Origin of the sequence: Thioclava sediminum, from assembly GCF_002020355.1 — a bacterium.
In the GTDB taxonomy this organism is placed as follows: domain Bacteria; phylum Pseudomonadota; class Alphaproteobacteria; order Rhodobacterales; family Rhodobacteraceae; genus Thioclava; species Thioclava sediminum.
Window position 1 is genome coordinate 826,639 of record NZ_MPZV01000001.1, and the last position, 18,187, is coordinate 844,825.

General features: G+C 63.2%; 23 protein-coding genes. 7 read left to right on the plus strand and 16 right to left on the minus strand.

Features of this window, described 5'->3' with window-relative positions; genetic code table 11:
* Positions 1 to 30: 30 nt before the first annotated feature.
* Positions 31 to 624: a DUF1285 domain-containing protein gene (locus BMI91_RS03555; protein WP_078604458.1), complete on the plus strand. Its 594-nt coding sequence runs from the start codon at positions 31 to 33 to the stop codon at positions 622 to 624.
* Position 625: 1 nt separating this feature from the next.
* Positions 626 to 1,378, plus strand: coding sequence for a hydroxypyruvate isomerase family protein (locus BMI91_RS03560; protein WP_078603972.1), 753 nt, complete (start codon positions 626 to 628; stop codon positions 1,376 to 1,378).
* Position 1,379: 1 nt separating this feature from the next.
* Here the strand turns inward: BMI91_RS03560 and BMI91_RS03565 are convergent, their stop codons facing one another.
* Positions 1,380 to 2,351, minus strand: a complete 972-nt coding sequence (locus BMI91_RS03565) for a cation diffusion facilitator family transporter (protein WP_078603973.1) — start codon at positions 2,349 to 2,351, stop codon at positions 1,380 to 1,382.
* A 265-nt stretch (positions 2,352 to 2,616) separates the two neighbouring features.
* Here BMI91_RS03565 and BMI91_RS03570 point away from each other — a divergent pair, with 265 nt between their 5' ends.
* Positions 2,617 to 2,853, plus strand: coding sequence for a DUF2798 domain-containing protein (locus BMI91_RS03570; RefSeq protein ID WP_078519707.1), 237 nt, complete (start codon positions 2,617 to 2,619; stop codon positions 2,851 to 2,853).
* Here the strand turns inward: BMI91_RS03570 and polA are convergent.
* Positions 2,847 to 5,672, minus strand: a complete 2,826-nt coding sequence (polA, locus tag BMI91_RS03575) for a DNA polymerase I (RefSeq protein WP_078603974.1) — start codon at positions 5,670 to 5,672, stop codon at positions 2,847 to 2,849. The genes BMI91_RS03570 and polA overlap by 7 nt on opposite strands.
* A 217-nt stretch (positions 5,673 to 5,889) precedes the next feature.
* Here polA and BMI91_RS20125 point away from each other — a divergent pair, with 217 nt between their 5' ends.
* Positions 5,890 to 6,048: a hypothetical protein gene (locus BMI91_RS20125; RefSeq protein ID WP_165757027.1), complete on the plus strand. Its 159-nt coding sequence runs from the start codon at positions 5,890 to 5,892 to the stop codon at positions 6,046 to 6,048.
* A 22-nt stretch (positions 6,049 to 6,070) separates the two neighbouring features.
* On the opposite strand, the gene BMI91_RS03580 is transcribed toward BMI91_RS20125, so the two are convergent.
* A complete protein-coding gene (locus tag BMI91_RS03580; RefSeq protein ID WP_078603975.1) occupies positions 6,071 to 6,514 on the minus strand; it encodes a globin domain-containing protein in 444 nt (147 codons plus the stop codon).
* On the minus strand, positions 6,501 to 6,707 hold the full coding sequence (locus BMI91_RS03585; RefSeq protein WP_078519710.1) for a zinc-finger domain-containing protein: 207 nt from the start codon (positions 6,705 to 6,707) through the stop codon (positions 6,501 to 6,503). The genes BMI91_RS03580 and BMI91_RS03585 overlap by 14 nt, the downstream gene beginning before the upstream one ends.
* An 80-nt stretch (positions 6,708 to 6,787) precedes the next feature.
* Between BMI91_RS03585 and BMI91_RS03590 the strand changes: the two genes are divergently transcribed.
* Entirely contained in the window at positions 6,788 to 7,720 is a 933-nt protein-coding gene (locus BMI91_RS03590; protein WP_244176544.1) for an ABC transporter ATP-binding protein, read from the plus strand.
* On the opposite strand, the gene BMI91_RS03595 is transcribed toward BMI91_RS03590, so the two are convergent.
* From BMI91_RS03595 to BMI91_RS03640, 11 genes are all read right to left on the minus strand, one after another.
* Positions 7,717 to 8,574, minus strand: coding sequence for an urea carboxylase-associated family protein (locus BMI91_RS03595; RefSeq protein WP_078603977.1), 858 nt, complete (start codon positions 8,572 to 8,574; stop codon positions 7,717 to 7,719). The two genes, BMI91_RS03590 and BMI91_RS03595, sit on opposite strands and share 4 nt — an antisense overlap.
* 117 nt (positions 8,575 to 8,691) lie before the next feature.
* Positions 8,692 to 8,868, minus strand: a complete 177-nt coding sequence (locus tag BMI91_RS19995; RefSeq protein ID WP_158522076.1) for a hypothetical protein — start codon at positions 8,866 to 8,868, stop codon at positions 8,692 to 8,694.
* Positions 8,869 to 9,058: 190 nt separating this feature from the next.
* Entirely contained in the window at positions 9,059 to 9,835 is a 777-nt protein-coding gene (locus tag BMI91_RS03600) for a succinate dehydrogenase iron-sulfur subunit (RefSeq protein ID WP_078539771.1), read from the minus strand.
* A 17-nt stretch (positions 9,836 to 9,852) separates the two neighbouring features.
* Complete coding sequence (locus tag BMI91_RS03605; protein WP_078603978.1) at positions 9,853 to 10,140, minus strand: hypothetical protein; 288 nt, start codon at positions 10,138 to 10,140, stop codon at positions 9,853 to 9,855.
* The gene (gene sdhA, locus BMI91_RS03610) at positions 10,140 to 11,945 is read right to left on the minus strand and encodes a succinate dehydrogenase flavoprotein subunit (RefSeq protein WP_078603979.1); all 1,806 of its coding nucleotides are present in this window, start codon (positions 11,943 to 11,945) and stop codon (positions 10,140 to 10,142) included. Before sdhA ends, BMI91_RS03605 begins: the two co-directional genes overlap by 1 nt.
* 13 nt (positions 11,946 to 11,958) lie before the next feature.
* The gene (locus BMI91_RS03615) at positions 11,959 to 12,351 is read right to left on the minus strand and encodes a succinate dehydrogenase, hydrophobic membrane anchor protein (RefSeq protein WP_075776184.1); all 393 of its coding nucleotides are present in this window, start codon (positions 12,349 to 12,351) and stop codon (positions 11,959 to 11,961) included.
* Between the two features lie 11 nt (positions 12,352 to 12,362).
* The gene (sdhC, locus tag BMI91_RS03620) at positions 12,363 to 12,752 is read right to left on the minus strand and encodes a succinate dehydrogenase, cytochrome b556 subunit (protein WP_075776227.1); all 390 of its coding nucleotides are present in this window, start codon (positions 12,750 to 12,752) and stop codon (positions 12,363 to 12,365) included.
* 255 nt (positions 12,753 to 13,007) lie between these two features.
* A complete protein-coding gene (locus BMI91_RS03625) occupies positions 13,008 to 14,042 on the minus strand; it encodes a MaoC family dehydratase (protein ID WP_078603980.1) in 1,035 nt (344 codons plus the stop codon).
* Positions 14,042 to 14,245, minus strand: coding sequence for a DUF1737 domain-containing protein (locus BMI91_RS03630; RefSeq protein ID WP_078546137.1), 204 nt, complete (start codon positions 14,243 to 14,245; stop codon positions 14,042 to 14,044). Before BMI91_RS03630 ends, BMI91_RS03625 begins: the two co-directional genes overlap by 1 nt.
* Before the next feature lies 1 nt (position 14,246).
* Positions 14,247 to 14,798, minus strand: a complete 552-nt coding sequence (locus tag BMI91_RS03635) for an NnrU family protein (RefSeq protein ID WP_078546135.1) — start codon at positions 14,796 to 14,798, stop codon at positions 14,247 to 14,249.
* Between the two features lie 12 nt (positions 14,799 to 14,810).
* Positions 14,811 to 15,671: an HpcH/HpaI aldolase/citrate lyase family protein gene (locus tag BMI91_RS03640; RefSeq protein WP_078569760.1), complete on the minus strand. Its 861-nt coding sequence runs from the start codon at positions 15,669 to 15,671 to the stop codon at positions 14,811 to 14,813.
* Positions 15,672 to 15,847: 176 nt separating this feature from the next.
* On the opposite strand from BMI91_RS03640, the gene BMI91_RS03645 reads away from it, so the two are divergent.
* Positions 15,848 to 16,180 (plus strand): hypothetical protein, encoded by a 333-nt coding sequence (locus BMI91_RS03645; protein ID WP_244176545.1) that lies wholly within the window; start codon positions 15,848 to 15,850, stop codon positions 16,178 to 16,180.
* A 9-nt stretch (positions 16,181 to 16,189) separates the two neighbouring features.
* Here the strand turns inward: BMI91_RS03645 and BMI91_RS03650 are convergent, their stop codons facing one another.
* Positions 16,190 to 16,933, minus strand: a complete 744-nt coding sequence (locus tag BMI91_RS03650; RefSeq protein WP_078546121.1) for a sulfite exporter TauE/SafE family protein — start codon at positions 16,931 to 16,933, stop codon at positions 16,190 to 16,192.
* Positions 16,934 to 17,158: 225 nt separating this feature from the next.
* On the opposite strand from BMI91_RS03650, the gene mdh reads away from it, so the two are divergent.
* Positions 17,159 to 18,121, plus strand: a complete 963-nt coding sequence (mdh, locus tag BMI91_RS03655) for a malate dehydrogenase (protein WP_078603981.1) — start codon at positions 17,159 to 17,161, stop codon at positions 18,119 to 18,121.
* Positions 18,122 to 18,187 lie beyond the last annotated feature (66 nt).

Here is an 18,187-nt window from a genome sequence, read left to right on the forward strand (position 1 = left end):
ATCCTCGCTCCGACCAACGGCCAAATTTACATGACGGATCACAAACAGACAGTTTCGACCCCTTCCCCGACGGCAGACGGGCTCGCCGATGCCGCCAAGAAAGCCAGCAAAAAGGGCCCGCCGCCCGTGCATCTGTGGGATCCGCCCTTCTGTGGCGATCTCGATATGGAGATCCGCCGGGACGGGACCTGGTTCTATCTTGGCACGCCGATTGGGCGCGAGGCGCTGGTGCGACTGTTTTCATCGATTCTGAAACTGGAGGACGGGAAATACTTTCTCGTCACCCCGGTCGAGAAGGTCGGTATCCGGGTCGAGGACGCTCCTTTCATCGCCGTCGATTTCACAACAGAGGGCGAAGGCGACGATCAGTCGATTCGATTCACGACCAATGTGGGCGACGTGGTTCTGGCCGATGCGGAGCACGCGATCCGGGTGGAACATAGCGAGGATGGCGAGCCCCGCCCTTACCTGCATGTGCGCCGCGGGCTGGAGGCTTTGATCGATCGCAAGAGCTTCTACCGGCTCGTCGATCTGGCCGTGACGCGCGAGCATGAGGGCGAAGACTGGACCGGCGTGATGTCCGCGGGCAGCTTCTTCCCGATCCTGCGCGCGGCGGAGCTGTAACGTGCCGAAATTCGCCGCGAACCTGACCTTCCTCTTCACCGAACTGCCCTTCATGGAACGGTTCAAAGCGGCGAAACAGGCCGGCTTCGATGCGGTTGAGGTGCTGTCTCCCTACGACGCCTCCGCGCAGGAGATGCGCCACGAGTTGATCCGTCACGACCTGAGCTTCGCGCTGATGAACGTGCCACCGCCGAACTATACGGGCGGCGATCGGGGCTTCGCCGCCGTGCCGGGGCTGGAAGACCGCTTCCGTCGCGATTTCGACCGCGCGATGCGCTTCGCCGACATCCTGAAGCCGCGCGTCATCCATATCATGGCGGGCAAGGCCGAGGGCGCGGAGGCCCGCGAGACCTATATCGAGAACCTGAACTGGGCGACGGCGCACGCACCGAAACGGCGCCTGACGATCGAGCCGATCAACCCGATCGACATGCCGGGCTATTTCCTGAACGATTTCGATCAGGCGGCGGATATCCTCGATGCGGTCGCCGCCCCGAACCTGCATCTGCAATTCGACGCCTATCACGCGCAGATGTTGACCGGCGATGTGGCGGGAGCTTGGGCGAAGCATGGTCACCGTGCGGCCCATGTGCAATTTGCCGATGCCCCGGGGCGCGGCGGCCCCGGTTCGGGCAAGATCGATCTGGAAGGTTTCTTCGCGACGCTCGATGCCGATGGCTACGACGGCTACGCGTCAGCGGAATACACCCCGCAGGCGGAGACGCGCGAAACGCTGGGCTGGCTTCCGCGCTAGCTCAATGCGCCGGGTGGCCCGCGTGGGCATGATCTGAGTGCCCGTGATCTGCGTGCCCATGATCTTCGTGGTCGTCATGGTCCGCGTGATCGGCACAGCCCAGGCTCGCGCTTTCCGGCTCCAGCGTCGCGTGGTGGATGCCGAACTGATGCGCCAGCATATCCTTGGCCCGCGCGATGACCGTGGCGTAATCCCGCCCCTCGTCCAGCACCAGATGCGCCTCGACGGAGACGCGCTTCTCGTCGATCTGCCACAGGTGGACGTGGTGCACGCTCGCGACGCCTTCGACCTCGCCCAGCGCGCCCCGCACCTCCGTACAATCCTTTTCGGGCGGCGCGCCCAGCATCAGGATGCGCAGCACCGGTTTCAGATCGGTCGCGACATGCCACAGGATGAACACCGAGATGCCAATGGTCAGGATCGGATCGACCAGCCGCCAATCGTAAAGCAGGATCACGATACCGCCGACGATCACCGCGACCGAGGCCCCGGCATCGGCGAGGTTGTGCAGGAAGGCCGCGCGGATGTTCAGGCTGTGCTTGGAGAGCGCATAGGTCAGCGCCGCCGTCGCCAGATCGATGATCAGCGCCAGCGTCGCCAGCCAGACCACGATCCAGCCATCGACCTGCGGCGGATGGATCATCCGCCCCACGGCCTCGACGACCAGCCAGACCGAAATCAGGATCAGCGCGATGTAATTGACGAAGGCCGCGATGACCTCGGCGCGCGACCAGCCGAAGCTCATCGCCGCATCCGCCCCGCGCTTGGCCAGTTTGCGCGCCCCGAAGGCCAGCACCAGCGCCGCCGCGTCGGAGAAGTTGTGCACCCCGTCCGCGATCAGCGCCATCGAGCCCGCGATCGCCCCGCCGAAGACCTGCGCAAATGTAAGCACGACATTGACGACCACCGCCCAGAGCACACGGTTGTCACTGGCATCGTCTAGATTGTGGTGGTGGTGATGATCGTGGGGCATGGGCGCTCTTCTCGGTTCTCGGCGCCTGAGGCGCGGTTGGGACGCTCCGCGGGGGATATTTGGACCAAGCCGAAGACCAAGCGTGCAATTCGGCTTGGCGCAAATATCCCCGCCGGAGGCTTGCGCAGTCTCAACATTGCCGGGCGGCAGGGTCAATGCGGGACGGTGTCTCTGCGCGGATGAACACACAGGTTTGTGCGTTGCCTCCTCACGTCCAATCACCAAAATGCGAGCGACTGACTTTCCGGCCCAAGGAGGAGACCCGATGATCCCCGCCCGCTACGCGCATTTCATTTTTAGCCTGATCCTGTCGGGGATCATGTCGTTTCTGGTCTCGGGCATCGCGACCTACCGCGCGACGGGGATGGTGGAAGACTTCACGGCGCTGTGGGTGGCAAGCTGGGTGTCCAGCTGGATGCTCTCCTACCCGTCGGTGTTGATCGTCGCGCCGTTTGCACGGCGCGTGACCAATCTGTTGGTGCGTCAGCCCGCGGCTCAGTGAGCGGCGGCCCAGCTATCGCCCTGCCCCGCATCGACCACCAGCGGTACGGTGAGCTTCATCACAGGCTCCGCCGCGCCTTCCATCGTGGCACGGGCGGTCTTGATCAGATCGTCGATCGCGGCCTCCTCGACCTCGAAGATCAATTCGTCATGCACCTGTAGCAGCATCCGCGCGGGGAGACCGTCGATCGCCTCGGGCATCCGCACCATGGCGCGGCGGATGATATCGGCGGCCGCCCCCTGGATCGGCGCGTTGATCGCCGCGCGCTTGGCGAAGCCCGCCGACGGACCCTTCGCGCCGATATCCGGCGTGTGGATCTTGCGCCCGAACAGGGTCTGGACGAATTTGTGCTCTTTCGCGAAGGCCACGGTGTCGTCCATGTATTTGCGGATGCCGGGGAAGCGCTCGAAATAGCGGTCGATAAAGCCCTGCGCCTCGGCGCGCGGGATGCGCAGGTTGCGCGCGAGACCGAAGCCGGAAATCCCGTAGATCACCCCGAAATTGATCGCCTTCGCCTGACGGCGGATTTCGGGCGTCATCTGATCCAGCGGCACGTCGAACATCTCCGACGCGGTGGCCGCGTGAATGTCCAGGCCGTCCTTGAAGGCTTCGCGCATCTCGGGAAGGTCCGCGACATGGGCGAGGATGCGCAGTTCGATCTGGGAATAGTCGAGCGAGACGATCTTGCAGCCGTCGCGCGCGACAAACGCCTCGCGGATGCGGCGGCCTTCCTCGGAGCGCACGGGGATGTTCTGCAAGTTCGGATCGGTCGAGGCCAGACGCCCGGTATTCGCGCCCGCGATCGAATAGGAGGTGTGAACGCGGCCCGTATCCGGGTTCACATGCGTTTGCAGCGCATCCGTATAGGTCGATTTCAGCTTCGAAATTTGCCGCCAATCCAGCACCCGTGCCGCCAGCTTCGCAGCCTGCGGGTTTGTGTCTTCCATCGTGGTCACGTCTTCGAGCACGTCCGCCCCGGTGCCGTAAGCCCCGGTCTTGCCCTTCTTGCCGCCCTCAACGCCCATCGTGTCGAACAGGATCTCGCCCAGCTGTTTCGGCGAGCCGACATTGAAGGGCTGGCCCGCGATCTCGGCGATCTCGTCTTCGAGCTGCGCCATCTTCTGCGCGAAAGCGTTGGACATGCGCGACAGCACCGAGGCGTCGACCTTCACGCCGGCCATTTCCATATCGGCCAGCACCGGGACCATCGGGCGCTCCAGCGTCTCGTAGACGGTGGTGACGCGCTCGCAATGGAGGCGCGGCTTGAACTGCTGCCAGAGGCGCAGCGTGATATCGGCATCTTCGGCGGCGTAGCGGGTGGCCTTGTCGATCTCGACCTTGTCGAAGGTGATCTGGCTCTTGCCGGAGCCGATCAGTTCCTTGATCGGGATCGGCTGGTGGTTGAGATAGCGATCCGACAGCGCATCCATCCCGTGGCCGTGGAGCCCCGAGAACATCGCGTAGGACATCAGCATCGTGTCGTCGATGGGCGCGACGCGGATGCCGTGGCGGGCGAAGATCTTGAAGTCATACTTCATGTTCTGCCCGATCTTGAGGATCGCAGGATCCTCGAGCACGGGTTTGAGCAGCGCAAGCGCCTCTTTGAGGTTCATCTGACCCTCGGCGCGCTCGGCTCCGCCGAACAGATCGCCTTCGCCTTTGCTATGGCCGAGCGGCAGATAAGCAGCCTTCCCCGCCTCGATGGCAAGCGACACACCGACCAGTTCGGCCTGCATCTCGTTGAGCGAGGTGGTCTCGGTATCGACCGCAACCCAGCCCTTCGCGCGGGCCTCATCGAGCCATTGCGTCAGCGTCTCGGCATCGCGGATGCAGACATAGCTGTCAGGATCGAAGGGCGGCTGCTCGACCTCGGGCGTAGCGTTGTCATGGCTGGCGGGCACGTCAGAGACTTCCGGCGCGGCCGGCGGCTCGGCGCCGAATTTCTCCGCCACGCGGCGGGTCAGCGTGCGGAATTCCATCTCGTTGAGGAAGCCCATCAGCGTGTCGACATCCGGCTCGCGGATTTCCAGATCGTCGAGCGTGAACTCGATGGGCGTCTGATCGTCGAGCGTCACGAGCTGCTTCGAGAGGCGAATCTGGTCGGCCTTCTCGATCAGCGTCTCGCGGCGCTTGGGTTGCTTGATCTCGGAGGCGCGCTCCAGCAGCGTGTCCAGATCGCCATATTCGTTGATCAGCAGCGCCGCCGTCTTCACGCCGATCCCGGGCGCGCCGGGGATATTGTCGACTGAGTCGCCCGCCAGCGCCTGCACGTCGATCACGCGCTCGGGGCCGACGCCGAACTTGGCCTCGACCTCCTCGACGCCTATGGCGCGGTTCTTCATCGCGTCGAACATCTCGACGCCGCCGCCGACGAGCTGCATCAGGTCCTTATCCGACGAGATGATCGTCACGCGGCCGCCCGCCTCGCGGCCCTGACGGGCAAGCGTCGCGATGATGTCGTCGGCCTCATAGCCGGCCAGTTCCTCACAGGCGATGTTGAAGGCTTTGGTCGCGTCGCGGGTCAGCGGGATCTGCGGGCGCAGTTCCTCGGGCATCTCGTCGCGATTGGCCTTGTATTGATCGTAGAGATCGTTGCGGAAGGTGTGGCTGCCCTTGTCGAAGATCACCGCCGCATGGGTCGGCGCGTCCGAGCCCTTGGCGTCTTCGATGTATTTCCACAGCATGTTGCAAAAGCCCGCGACCGCCCCGATCGGCAGCCCGTCGGACTTGCGCGTGAGCGGCGGCAGCGCGTGATAGGCGCGGAAAATGAAGGCCGAACCGTCGATAAGATGCAGGTGACAGCCTTTGCCGAATGCCATTGCGAGAGCCCTCCTTCGCGCGTTGGCCCCGGTTGTGCCACAGGGGGGTGCGGAGGGGAAGAGGATCGGGGATGCTGGAAGCGGATGGCCGCGCCCGACCTTCCAAGGGATCAAAGCGCGCACCCGAGGCTCGGGCGCGTCCCTCATAGCGAAGCGCCCTCTTGTCAGAACCCCTGAAATCCCCCATCTCAAGCGGCAACCGCAAAGGATCGAACCGATGGATTATTCCAAAATGGGTGGCGCAAGGCCGCCGAAGAACACGCCCAAACATGCCGAGCACAACGCCTATGGCAGTGACAAGACGCCTTACGGGAAGAAAGACCCAAAGGCGGCACTGCTCGAACGGATGAAGGCGGCGGCGAAGAAGGATAAGTGAGGCGCGGCAGGCAGACCGGTGCCTAGAATTGATCTTCCAGCGCCGCGGCCCCGGTCATCATCTGAGCCGAGACCTTGCTGAACAACTCGGCCCAGTCGGCGGCCAGCTCGGGCGTCCAGTGATCGCCCAGCTTGGCCGCGAGGCCCGCGATCACCGCCTCTGACAGCCACGTGTAATAGTCCGGCTCGGCGCCGAACAGCACATGCATCTGGCCGAGGCCGGGCAGTTCCAGCTCCTGCTCCTCGGGCGGATCGAGCGTGGAGAGGATCACCTCCATCATCGCGGCATATTTCAGCTGCTGCCCGCCTTCGCTGTTGGGCAGCACCTGATCAAGCTCGGGATGGACCGCGAAAAGCCGCGCGAAGGCGTCGCGAAACAGCGACGGGTCTTCGAAGTCGAGCCGCGCCGCGCTGGCTTTCACCCGCGCCGCACGCTCTGCTGGCAAAAGTGGTTCAGTGATCGTCATGCGCGTGATCGCGATCGATCACATATTTCTTGTCGCAATAGCCGCATTCGACGAAACCGGTGTCACGCGGAATCGACAGCCAGACGCGCGGATGACCCAACGCCCCCTCGCCGCCATCGCAGGCGACCTTCCAGGTGGTGACGACCTCGGTCTCGGGTGCCTCGGGGGCATTAGGCGAATGGGTGGCAGTCATGGATGCTCCGTCTATATAAGGCACGAAAACCGCGCCCTGAATTTGGGCTTCATTCTAGCAATCGCGAAAGGCGGGGCAAGTTGGAACAGCAGGCAATCGAAGTTACCGGGCTGCGCAAGACCTATGCAGGCGGCAAGAAGCAGGCACCGAAGGAAGCGTTGAAGGGGCTCGACCTATCGATCCCGGAAGGCTCGATCTTCGGGCTGCTGGGGCCGAACGGGGCGGGCAAGTCGACGCTGATCAATATTCTTGCGGGTCTGGTGAAGAAAACCGACGGGCGCGTCGTGATCTGGGGATTCGATCAGGACGTGAACCCGCGCCAGTCGCGCGCCGCGATCGGGGTGATGCCGCAGGAATTGAACATGGACCCGTTCTTCACGCCGCGCGCGGCGCTGGAGATGCAAGCGGGGCTTTACGGCGTGCCGAAATCCGAGCGCTGGACCGATGAAATTCTCGAACTGGTGGGGCTGTCGGACAAGGCCGAGGCCTATGCGCGCAACCTCTCGGGCGGGATGAAGCGGCGGCTATTGCTGGCCAAGGCGCTGGTGCATCGGCCGCAGATCCTCGTGCTGGACGAACCCACGGCAGGCGTCGATATCGAGCTGCGCGCGATGCTCTGGCGCAATGTCCGCAAGCTCAACGAGCAGGGCATGACGATCATCCTCACGACCCACTACCTCGAGGAAGCCGAGGAGATGTGCGACGAGATCGCGATCATCAACAATGGCGAGCTGATCGTGCGCGACACCACACCGAACCTTCTCAAGCGGATGGACCGCAAGGCGCTGGTGGTCGAGCCGCGCAATGAGGTTAGCCAAGAGATTCGCCTGCCCGAAGGCGTCACCATGGAGACCCGCGCGGGCGGCCAGATGGCGTTTTCCTATTCGCGCACCGACACCTCGGCGGAGGATATCCTCGATGCGCTGCGCGCAGCCGATGTCGAGATTCGCGACATCGCGAGCGAACAGCCGGGGCTGGAGGAAGTCTTCGTCTCGCTGACCTCGAACCGTTAAAGCCCGTGGCTGCGGTCGTAGGCGTTGGGCGCAGGCGGCGCCCAGCCTTCGGGCGCTGATTTCGGGCGGTAGATTTCGACGCCCAGCGGGTAGCAGGCCGCCGTATCCGAGCTGTGCTCGGACGAGCAATCCCCGCCCGGACAGGCCGAGAGCACGCCCAGCAGATCGGACTCCGCGAAGAATTCGAGGTAATCGCCGGGGCGCACCGGGCTCGCCTTCATGAAATACTGCCCGGTGTCGCGCGTGAAGCCGGTGCACATGAAGACGTTGAGCACGTCATGGACCAGCGCCTCCGTCTCGCGCAGCGGCAGATCGCGGGCCTCGGCCAGCGCGCGGGTCAGATTCGAATGGCAGCAATGGTGATACTGCCCGCCATCGGACAGCAGGCAATGCGTGTAGGGATCGCAGCGTGTCCCGATCACGTCATGGACCGAGCCGCCGAAGGCGTCGATGCCATACCAGTCGAGCGTGTCCTCGGTGATCGTCGCCAGCGGACGCATCGTCGGAAAGCCCGACCACATCCGGTCGCCGCGGCTCAGATGCGTGCCATGCAGCGCGCGCGTCTTGCCCGAATAGAACCGCTCTGACAGATCCGCCGAGAACAGGTTCAGATCGCCCACCTGCGGCCCCTCGACCGAAGTGATGCGGAAGAAATGGCCGGCGGGCACGTCGAAAGCCAGCGCCTCGCGCGGGGGCACGCGCAGATCGGCGATCTTCTCCCAGCTCTCACGCGCGGCGCGATAGGCGGACAGATCCGGCGCGGGCAGCGCGTCGGTCGGGTAACAGATCACCGGCGCGATATCGCGGCGGGCTTCGGCGTCTTCAGGTGCGGCGTGCTCGGGCGTCGGATGCATGGGGCTCCCTCCTTGTCGCGGCCACTCTGCCCTGCCCCGACCAAGAGCGAAAGGCGCAAAGAAAAACCCCGACCGAAGCCGGGGCAGTCACGACAGAACTATTCGGGAGGTCACCGCTCAAGCCGCGGTGTAATACTCGTACATCAGCTCGACCGCTTCGAGACCGTCGGTATTTTCGGTCTTCGCGGTCGGGATGAATACGGGCGTGGACTTCTCAGGGGTGTAGTAAGCCAGATGCTCTTCGGCCACCTGGATCGGTTGCGCCCCTTTGGGGAATTTGACGATGTCGACCATGGAACTCTCTCCAGTCACGTTTCGAGTTCCTCCCTGACACCCGATTTAGGGATTTTTCCGCGGATTCAAACCCAAAATGCTGCATGCGCGATATGCATTTGCCGCAACGCAGCAAAAAGGGCGGCTCGCGCCGCCCCTTCCACAAATCGTTGAGGGTGAACCATAGACTCACCCCAAAATATGCATCGGATCAGACGACCCGGTTGACCTGCATCCGCTTGATCTCGGCGATCGCTTTCGCCGGGTTCAGACCTTTCGGGCAGGTCTTGGTGCAGTTCATGATCGTGTGGCAACGATAGAGCTTGAAGGGGTCTTCGAGCTGATCGAGACGCTCTGCCGTCGCTTCGTCGCGGCTGTCGATGATCCAACGATAGGCGTGCAGCAGCGCTGCCGGGCCGAGATATTTGTCACCGTTCCACCAGTAGCTCGGGCACGAGGTCGAGCACGAGGCGCACATGACGCACTCATACAGACCGTCGAGCTTCTTGCGGTCCTCGATCGACTGGCGCCATTCCTTCTCGGGACGGTTCGTCTTGGTCTCGAGCCACGGCATGATCGACGCGTGCTGGGCGTAGAACATGGTCAGGTCGGGGATCAGGTCTTTCACCACCGGCATGTGCGGCAGCGGGTAGATCTTCACGTCGCCCTTGACCTCGTCGAGGCCGTAGATACAGGCCAGCGTGTTGATCCCGTCGATGTTCATCGCGCAGGAGCCACAGATGCCTTCGCGGCAGGAGCGGCGGAAGGTCAGCGTCGGGTCGATCTCGTTCTTGATCTTCAAGAGCGCGTCGAGAACCATCGGCCCGCACTTATCCATGTCGATGAAATAAGTGTCGAGACGCGGGTTCTCCCCGGTATCCGGGTCCCAGCGATAGATCTGGAACTTGCGGATATTCTTGCCATCCGGCTTCGGCCAGGTCTTGCCGACGCGGATCTTGGAATTCTTCGGAAGCGTGAACTGAACCATGGTTGGTCCCCTTTCCGTCAGTACGAATAGAGCGGCCGCGTGGGCATTCGGCCGGATTTTCTGAAAACGCAGGAGTCGTAGGCCGCAGAGGGATCGCCCTGCACATAGGCCCCGACATTGAGCTCGACCTTCATGTTCGAGCGGAAGCCGTCATTGGTCACCCCCATGCCCGCCTCGCCCGAGATGGGCGGTTTGGGCGCAAACTGGGCGTAGCACTGGCGCTCGGCCTGCTCGACCGGAATAGGGCCGCAAGCGGCAAGGCTAAGCCCTGCCGCGAGAAGCCCATATGCCGGTGCGTGACGCATCAGTAGACCCGCTTCTTCGGCGCGATCTTCTTGATCTCGATCCCGCCCTGATCCTCGGGGGTCAGCGGGTCCATGTGGACCGGGCGGAAGGTCAGATCGACATTCGCGCCTTCCACATGCATGATCGAGTGCTTGCGCCATTCGGTGTCGTCGCGATCGGGATAGTCCTCGTGGGCGTGCGCCCCGCGGCTTTCCTTGCGCGCCTCGGCCCCGACGATGGTCGCCAGCGCGTTCGGCATCAGGTTCTCGAGTTCCAGCGTTTCCATCAGGTCCGAGTTCCAGATCAGCGAGCGGTCGGTGACCTTGAGATCGTCGAGCTTGGCGGCGACCGCCTTCATCTTCTCGACACCCTCGGCCAGCGTCTTGTCGGTGCGGAACACCGCCGCATCCGCCTGCATCGTGCGCTGCATCTCGTCGCGCAGCTCGGCAGTCGGCGTGCCGCCATCGGCGTAGCGCACCTTGTCGAAGCGCTCGAAGATCGCATCGATCTTGGCTTTCGGGATCACCGGGTTGGACGCATCCGCGTCGACGACCTTGCCAGCGCGGATCGCAGCGGCACGGCCGAAGACCACGAGGTCGATCAGCGAGTTGGAGCCCAGACGGTTCGCACCGTGCACAGACGCCGAGCCCGCCTCGCCCACGGCCATCAGGCCGGGCACGATCGCATCGGGGTCGCCCTCTTTCGGGTTGATGACCTCGCCGTGGTAGTTCGTCGGAATGCCACCCATGTTGTAGTGCACGGTCGGCAGAACCGGGATCGGCTCTTTGGTGACGTCGACGCCGGCGAAGATCTTCGCCGATTCCGAGATCCCCGGCAGACGCTCGGCCAGGGCTTCCGGCGGAAGGTGGCTGAGGTTGAGGAAGATGTGGTCCTTGTGCTCGCCCACGCCGCGGCCTTCGCGGATCTCCATGGTCATGCAGCGCGAGACCACGTCGCGCGACGCCAGATCCTTATAGGTCGGCGCATAACGCTCCATGAAGCGCTCGCCTTCGGAGTTGGTCAGGTAACCACCTTCGCCGCGTGCGCCTTCGGTGATCAGGCAGCCCGAGCCGTAGATGCCGGTCGGGTGGAATTGCACGAATTCCATGTCCTGCAGTGCGAGACCGGCCCGCGCGACCATGCCACCACCGTCGCCGGTGCAGGTATGGGCCGAGGTGGCCGAGAAGTAGGCGCGACCGTAACCGCCGGTCGCCAGCACAACCATCTTCGCGTTGAAGACGTGCATCGTGCCGTCGTCGAGCTTCCAGCAGACGACGCCCTGACACTGCCCGTCATCGGACATGATCAGGTCGATCGCGAAATACTCGATGTAGAACTCTGCGTTGTTCTTCAGCGACTGACCGTAGAGCGTGTGCAGGATCGCGTGACCGGTGCGGTCCGCGGCGGCACAGGTGCGCTGCACGGGCGGGCCTTCACCGTATTCGGTAGTGTGGCCGCCGAAGGGACGCTGGTAGATCTTGCCCTCTTCGGTGCGCGAGAACGGCACGCCGTAATGCTCGAGCTCGTAGACGGCCTTGGGGGCGTGACGCGCGAGGTATTCCATCGCGTCGTTGTCGCCGAGCCAGTCCGAGCCCTTGATCGTGTCGTACATGTGCCACTGCCAGCTGTCCGGGCCCATGTTGCCCAAGCTGGCGGCGATACCGCCCTGTGCGGCGACCGTGTGCGAGCGGGTCGGGAAGACCTTGGTCACGCAGGCGGTGCGCAGGCCTTGTTCGGCCATGCCGAGCGTGGCGCGCAGACCCGAGCCACCGGCGCCGACCACGACCACGTCGTAATTATGCGTTTCGTATTCGTAAGCAGCCATTATCTCGTCCCGTTCAGTTGCCCAGCAGAAGGCCGATGAAGACCATCTTGCCGAGTGCATAGAGTGCGGTCGCCATGATCACGTAAGCCAGCGAATGCATCGCGATCTTGGTCGCCTTTGCGGCGGTGCCGTGGATGTAGTCCTCGATCCAGATCTCGGTGCCCTTCGCGAAGTGGCGCATGCCGACGATCACGACCAGCGCGGTCAGGATGGCCGGGAAGGGCTTCGAGAAGGTCGTGATCACGGTCTGCTGATCGGCGCCGAGCGTGGTGCCGACGATGTAGAGCCAGGTCGGGATCATGAAGGCGAGAGCCACGGCCGAGGCCGACATCCACCAGTGATGCTCGGGGCCGGTGCCCGAGGCGCCCTTGCCCACGGCGCGCTTGCGGTCGGTGAGGTAACGCATGAGGGCCTCCGTCAGAATTGGATGATGATGAGGGTCAGCACGGTCAGCACGACCGAACCGATGGTGCAGATCCAGCCGAGCATCTCGGCGGATTTGATGTCCATGTATTTACCCGCATCGAAGATGAGGTGCCGGATGCCGGCGAGGTAGTGATACCAGACGCCCAGCAGCGACAGAGTGAAGACGAGATCGCCGAACCACGAGGTCGCGATCGCGTTCACGAAGTTGAAGTAGTCGGGGCTGGTCGCGGCGGCGAGAAGCCACCAGACGAGCAGCAGCACGCCGACGATGATGCCGTTGCCGGTGATCCGCGTCATGATCGACGAGAAAGACGTCATCTGCGGGCGGTAAATTTGAAGGTGCGGGGAAAGCGGACGCTCAACCTGTTTCGCTTCAGCCATGATCGGTCCCTTTTCGCTGGGCTCGGCGCTCTCGTCGGCCTCTATCGGAGGCACGCGCTGGCGCGGAGCTGGCCGGAATTGGCTCTTTTAGTAGCGTAAATTTCTCCCAAGTCACGGGGGGCAAGCTTGAAAACCTGTCATTTACGCATAAAGAGCGGCGAAAAATTCGCTTTGTGATCACATAAATTCTGTGCGTGATCACATGTTAACGCTCGCGGGCGCCCTGCCCCCGCGAGTGAGTCTCTCGGGGCGCGATCAGATCGGCATCAGTGCCCAGTAGTCGAGATCGAGCAGCACCTCGGGCAGGTATTTGCCGTCTTCTCCCTTATAGGCGAACTCGGGCGCACCCTGCTTCACGGCCACCAGACGCAGACGGATCGCCCCCACGCCGGGCGCGCCGGTCTCGGCCTTGTCGAGTACTTCCGACCATGCCTTCACCGTATCGCCCGAGAAGCAGGGATTGGCATGCGCCCCGCCATTGAGCGCCACGATCATCTGGGCATTGGCCAAGCCATTGAACGACAGCGCCCGCGCCATCGAGATCACATGACCGCCATAGATCAGACGCTGGCCGTCCTCGCGGAATGTCGCGTCGAAATGCACCTTGGCGGTGTTCTGCCACAGGCGCGTGGCGATCATGTGCTCGGCTTCCTCGATGGTGACGCCGTCCACATGGTCGATCTTCTCGCCGATCTCGTAATCGCCCCAGCGATGCGGCTCGCCTGCCAGATCGAAATCGTAGCCCTCGAAGCTCAGCCCCTCCGGGATCATCAGATCCGCAGGCGCCACGACAGATGCCAGATCGGGCAGCACGGTCTCAGGCGCAGGCGCATCCAGGTCGCCTTTGCGCACCATCACCCAGCGGACATATTCCAGCACGGTCTCGCCCACCTGGTTCAGCCCGCGGGTGCGGACATAGACCACGCCGGACTTGCCGTTGGAGTTCTGCTTGACCCCGATCACCTCGGATTCCGAGCGCAGCGTGTCGCCGGGATAGACCGGCTTCAGCCAGCGCCCTTCCGCATAGCCAAGATTGGCGACCGCGTTCAGCGAGACATCCGGGACCGTCTTGCCGAACACGACGTGGAACGCGATCAGATCGTCGAGGGGCGAGCCATCCAATCCGCAAGCCGCGGCGAATTCGTCCGATGAATAGAGCGCATGGCGCGCCGGGTAGAGCGCGTGATACAGCGCACGCTCCCCTTCCGCCACAGTGCGCGGGATGGCGTGACGGATCACGTCGCCCAGCTTGTAGTCCTCGAAGAAACGGCCCGGATTGGTCTTGCCCATCATTGCTCTCCCAGCTTCATGTCGGGGTGATACTCTCCCTCGATCTCTTTGGTCACGGCCTGGGCACAGCGCATCACGCCATTCGCCTGATCGTAGGCATATTGCGGATCGCCATAGAGCACCCAGCCCTTGGACAGCGCGAGGCTGACCTTGTGACAGAAGGCCGAGGTGTCTTCCTCGGTCAGAAGGCGGTAGATCTGCATATCAGGCTCCGAACGGGTTGTGGCCGAACCAGATGTGGATCGAGGCGATCAGGCCGTAGAGGACCAGCGTCCCGACGATCCCGCCGATCTCCTTGCCCATCTTCACCTCGGGGGTGACCTTTGCGGGCTTCGACTTCTTGTTGATCAGGATGACCTCGACCACCGCCCAGGCGAGCAGACCGCCGAACAGGATGATCCCCGGCAGGGTCGGATTGACCAGAAGGTGCGCGAAGGCCCAAGTCTTCACGCCGGTCAGCTGCGGGTGACGAATCTTGCCGCTGAGCCAGAGCTTCATGCCCGAGACCGCGAACAGATAGACCGCGAAGATCATCAGCAGGTTATTGATCCCCTTGAGCGCCGCGTTCGGCGTCCAGAGGTAGAAGACCGGATCGGCAGCGCGCCAGCCGACGAACATCAGAACGAGGCTGATCAGGAGGAGCGCGGCGACCATCGGACGCTCGGCCCCTTTGAGCGCGCGCCGGAAGCCCGGAAAGATCCGTTTTGCCAGATGTGCGAGCGACCAGATCAGGACGCCGAGGATGAGTAGTGCCATTGCGATTGCCTCTTAGCTGCCAAGCGCGGCAATCGCCTCCGCCTTGGCGAGGACTTGCCGCGCCGTGACGATATGCAGATTTTCGACGATCTTTCCATCCACGACCGCGACACCCTGCCCCGCTTTCTCGGCTTCCTCGAAGGCAGCGATCTGACGTCGGGCGAGATCGATCTCGGCCTCCGAGGGCGCAAAGGCCGCATTGCAGACCTCGAGTTGCGCCGGGTGGATCAGGGTCTTGCCGTCGAAGCCCATGTCGCGGCCCTGTTCACATTCGGCCTTAAGACCTTCGTCATCCTTGAAGGCATTATAGACGCCGTCGACGATAATTTTGCCATGCGCTTTCGCGGCCAGCAGGCACAGGCCCAGCCCCGGCAGCATCGGCAGTCGGTCGGCGCGGAAACGACTGCCCAACTCCTTCGCGAGGTCGTTCGTGCCCATCACCATGCCTTCGAGCCGCGGATAGGCAGCGATATCGCCCGCGTTGAGCATCCCCAGCGCGGTCTCCATCATCGCCCAGAGCGGCACGCCCTGAATGAGATCGGCCACCTCGACGAGATCGGCGGGGGTGGAGACTTTCGGGATCAGGATCGCGTCGACCTTGGCGCCGTTACGGATCGCGTCGGCGAAGGCCAACACATCCTCGCGCCCCCATTCGGTGTCGAGCCCGTTAATCCGCACGATCTTCATGCGCGGACCGTAATCGACCTCGGTCAGCGTCTTCGCGAGCAGCGCGCGCGCATTGGCCTTCTCGTCGATCGCCACGGCGTCCTCGAGATCGAAGATGATCGCGTCACAGGCAAGCCCGGTGGCCTTCTCCAGCGCACGCTCTTTCGAGCCGGGAATGTAGAGCACGGAACGGGTCGGGCGGGCCATTTGATTCTCCATCTCGCAATTTTCTTTCGCCAAATCGCACGAATGAGACAGAATCGGCAAGCCCCGATTTGCCGCAACGCAGAAAAATCACAGGGTCCGACGATACGGGGTCGCGACGTAAAGCTTTCTTGACAGCTAGGCCGTCACTCTTTGATGATGACCTCAGAGGGATCAAAATGCTGAACAAAACTTATGTGCTAACGCTCGGCCTGGCCGCAGCGATCGGCTTCGCACAGGCTTCTTACGGAGAGACACGGGCCCCGTCTGATCCGTCGCGCGCCTGCGGCAAGCGAGATGAGATCGTGGCCAATCTCGAAGCGAAATATCACGAGAGCCGCCGCATGGTGGCGCTCTCCGCGAATAACTCCGTGCTGGAGATCTTCGCAGCCGAGGCGGGCAACTGGACGATCATCGTCACACCGGCGGATGGCGTGAGTTGCCTGATCGCCTCGGGCGAGGCGTTCGAGGAGCTCGACGGGACGCTCAAGGAAAAGGACGCGGCGCTCTAGGCGCCGCCCTCACCCGGTGATCGCTTGCTGGATCAGCTTCAGCGAGATCAGCAGAAGTGCCCAGATCACCACCTTGAAGAAGATCTCCGTGGGCATGCGCTTCACAAGCCAGACACCAAGGAATACCGAGGCCGAGGCAGGAACCGCCAGGATCAACGCGGTGCCGAGGCTGTCCCAGTTCACCTCGCCCAGCGCGATGAAGGGGCCGAGTTTCGCAAGGTTCACATAGGTAAAGAGAACCGTCGCCGTGCCCGCAAAGACCTGTTTCGGCAGGTTCAGCGGGATTGTGTAGGCCTGAAAGGGCGGCGCGCCCGAATGGCTGACGAAGCTGGTGAACCCCGCGATGGTGCCCCAGAACAGGCCCGGTGCGACTTTCGCCTCCTGCCGTGCGCCATGCCGATGCCGGAACAGCGCGTTCAGCGCGAAAAGCGCCCCGATCACCCCGACCATCAGCGTCACCCACCGTTCTGACACGACCTCGGCTGTGGCCCAACCAATGCCGATCCCGATCGTCGTGGCGGGGATCATGATCGCGAGCACCCGCTTGTCGAAATGCTTGCGATAGGCCCAGAGACCGAACATGTCGGCAACAATATAGACCGGCAGCAACAGCCCCGCCGCCGCGACCGGGTCCATCACGATCGTCAGGACCGGGACCGAGATCGAGGCCGCCATCGGGATACCGCCTTTCGACAGCCCCACCATCACCGCGGCGAGCAGCGCCAGCGCCCAACCGAGCAGGCTCAACTCCATTCGGATGCTCCCTTCCCTGCGGGTCACAGAATCGCTCCGCCCCGTCTTGCCCCCTTGCTGACACGGCGCGTGACGAAACGGAACCGCACGTCAGTGTGCGGAACCAGTTTCGGCATACGAGTGCATACAAACAGTGTCGCCGCAGCGCAGCGCCCTTGCCCTTTGCGAGCCAAAGGGCTACTCCACCTGCGATCTATTTTCCAATCCATCCACCCGGAGGACCAAATGGCCAGACCCAAGATCGCCCTTATCGGCGCCGGCCAGATCGGCGGCACGCTCGCCCATCTCGCCGCCATCAAGGAACTCGGTGACGTCGTTCTGTTCGATATCGCCGAAGGTACGCCGCAGGGCAAAGCGCTCGACATCGCGGAATCGGGCCCGTCCGAGGGCTTCGACGGCTCCTTCAAGGGGACCAACGATTACGCCGGTATCGCGGGCGCGGATGTCTGCATCGTGACGGCTGGCGTTCCGCGCAAGCCGGGCATGAGCCGCGACGATCTGCTGGGCATCAACCTCAAGGTCATGAAATCGGTCGGCGAAGGCATCGCTGCCCACGCGCCGGACGCTTTCGTCATCTGCATCACCAACCCGCTCGACGCGATGGTCTGGGCGCTGCAGCAATTCTCCGGCCTGCCGGCAGAGAAAGTCGTCGGCATGGCTGGCGTTCTTGACTCGGCCCGCTTCCGTCACTTCCTGTCGCTGGAATTCGGCGTCTCGATGCGCGACGTGAACGCCTTCGTGCTCGGCGGCCACGGCGACACCATGGTGCCGCTCGCACGCTACTCAACCGTCGGTGGCATCCCGCTGCCCGACCTCGTGCAGATGGGCTGGACCACGCAGGAGAAGCTCGACGCGATCATCCAGCGCACCCGTGACGGTGGCGCAGAGATCGTGGGCCTGCTGAAGACCGGTTCGGCCTTCTACGCTCCGGCCACCTCGGCGATCGAGATGGCGGAAGCCTACCTGAAAGACCAAAAGCGCGTTCTGCCCTGCGCCGCCTACGTCAAAGGCGCGCTCGGCCTCGACGGTCTTTATGTCGGCGTGCCGACCGTGATCGGCGCCAAAGGCATCGAGAAGGTCATCGACATCAAGCTCAACAAGGACGAGCAGGCGATGTTCGACAAGTCCGTCGACGCCGTCAAAGGCCTCGTGGACGCCTGCAAGGGCATCGACAGCACGCTCGCTTGATCGAAAGCTAGGACTGATCCAATCTTGGGGCGCGCCTTCGTAGGCGCGCCCTTTGTTTTGGAGAGT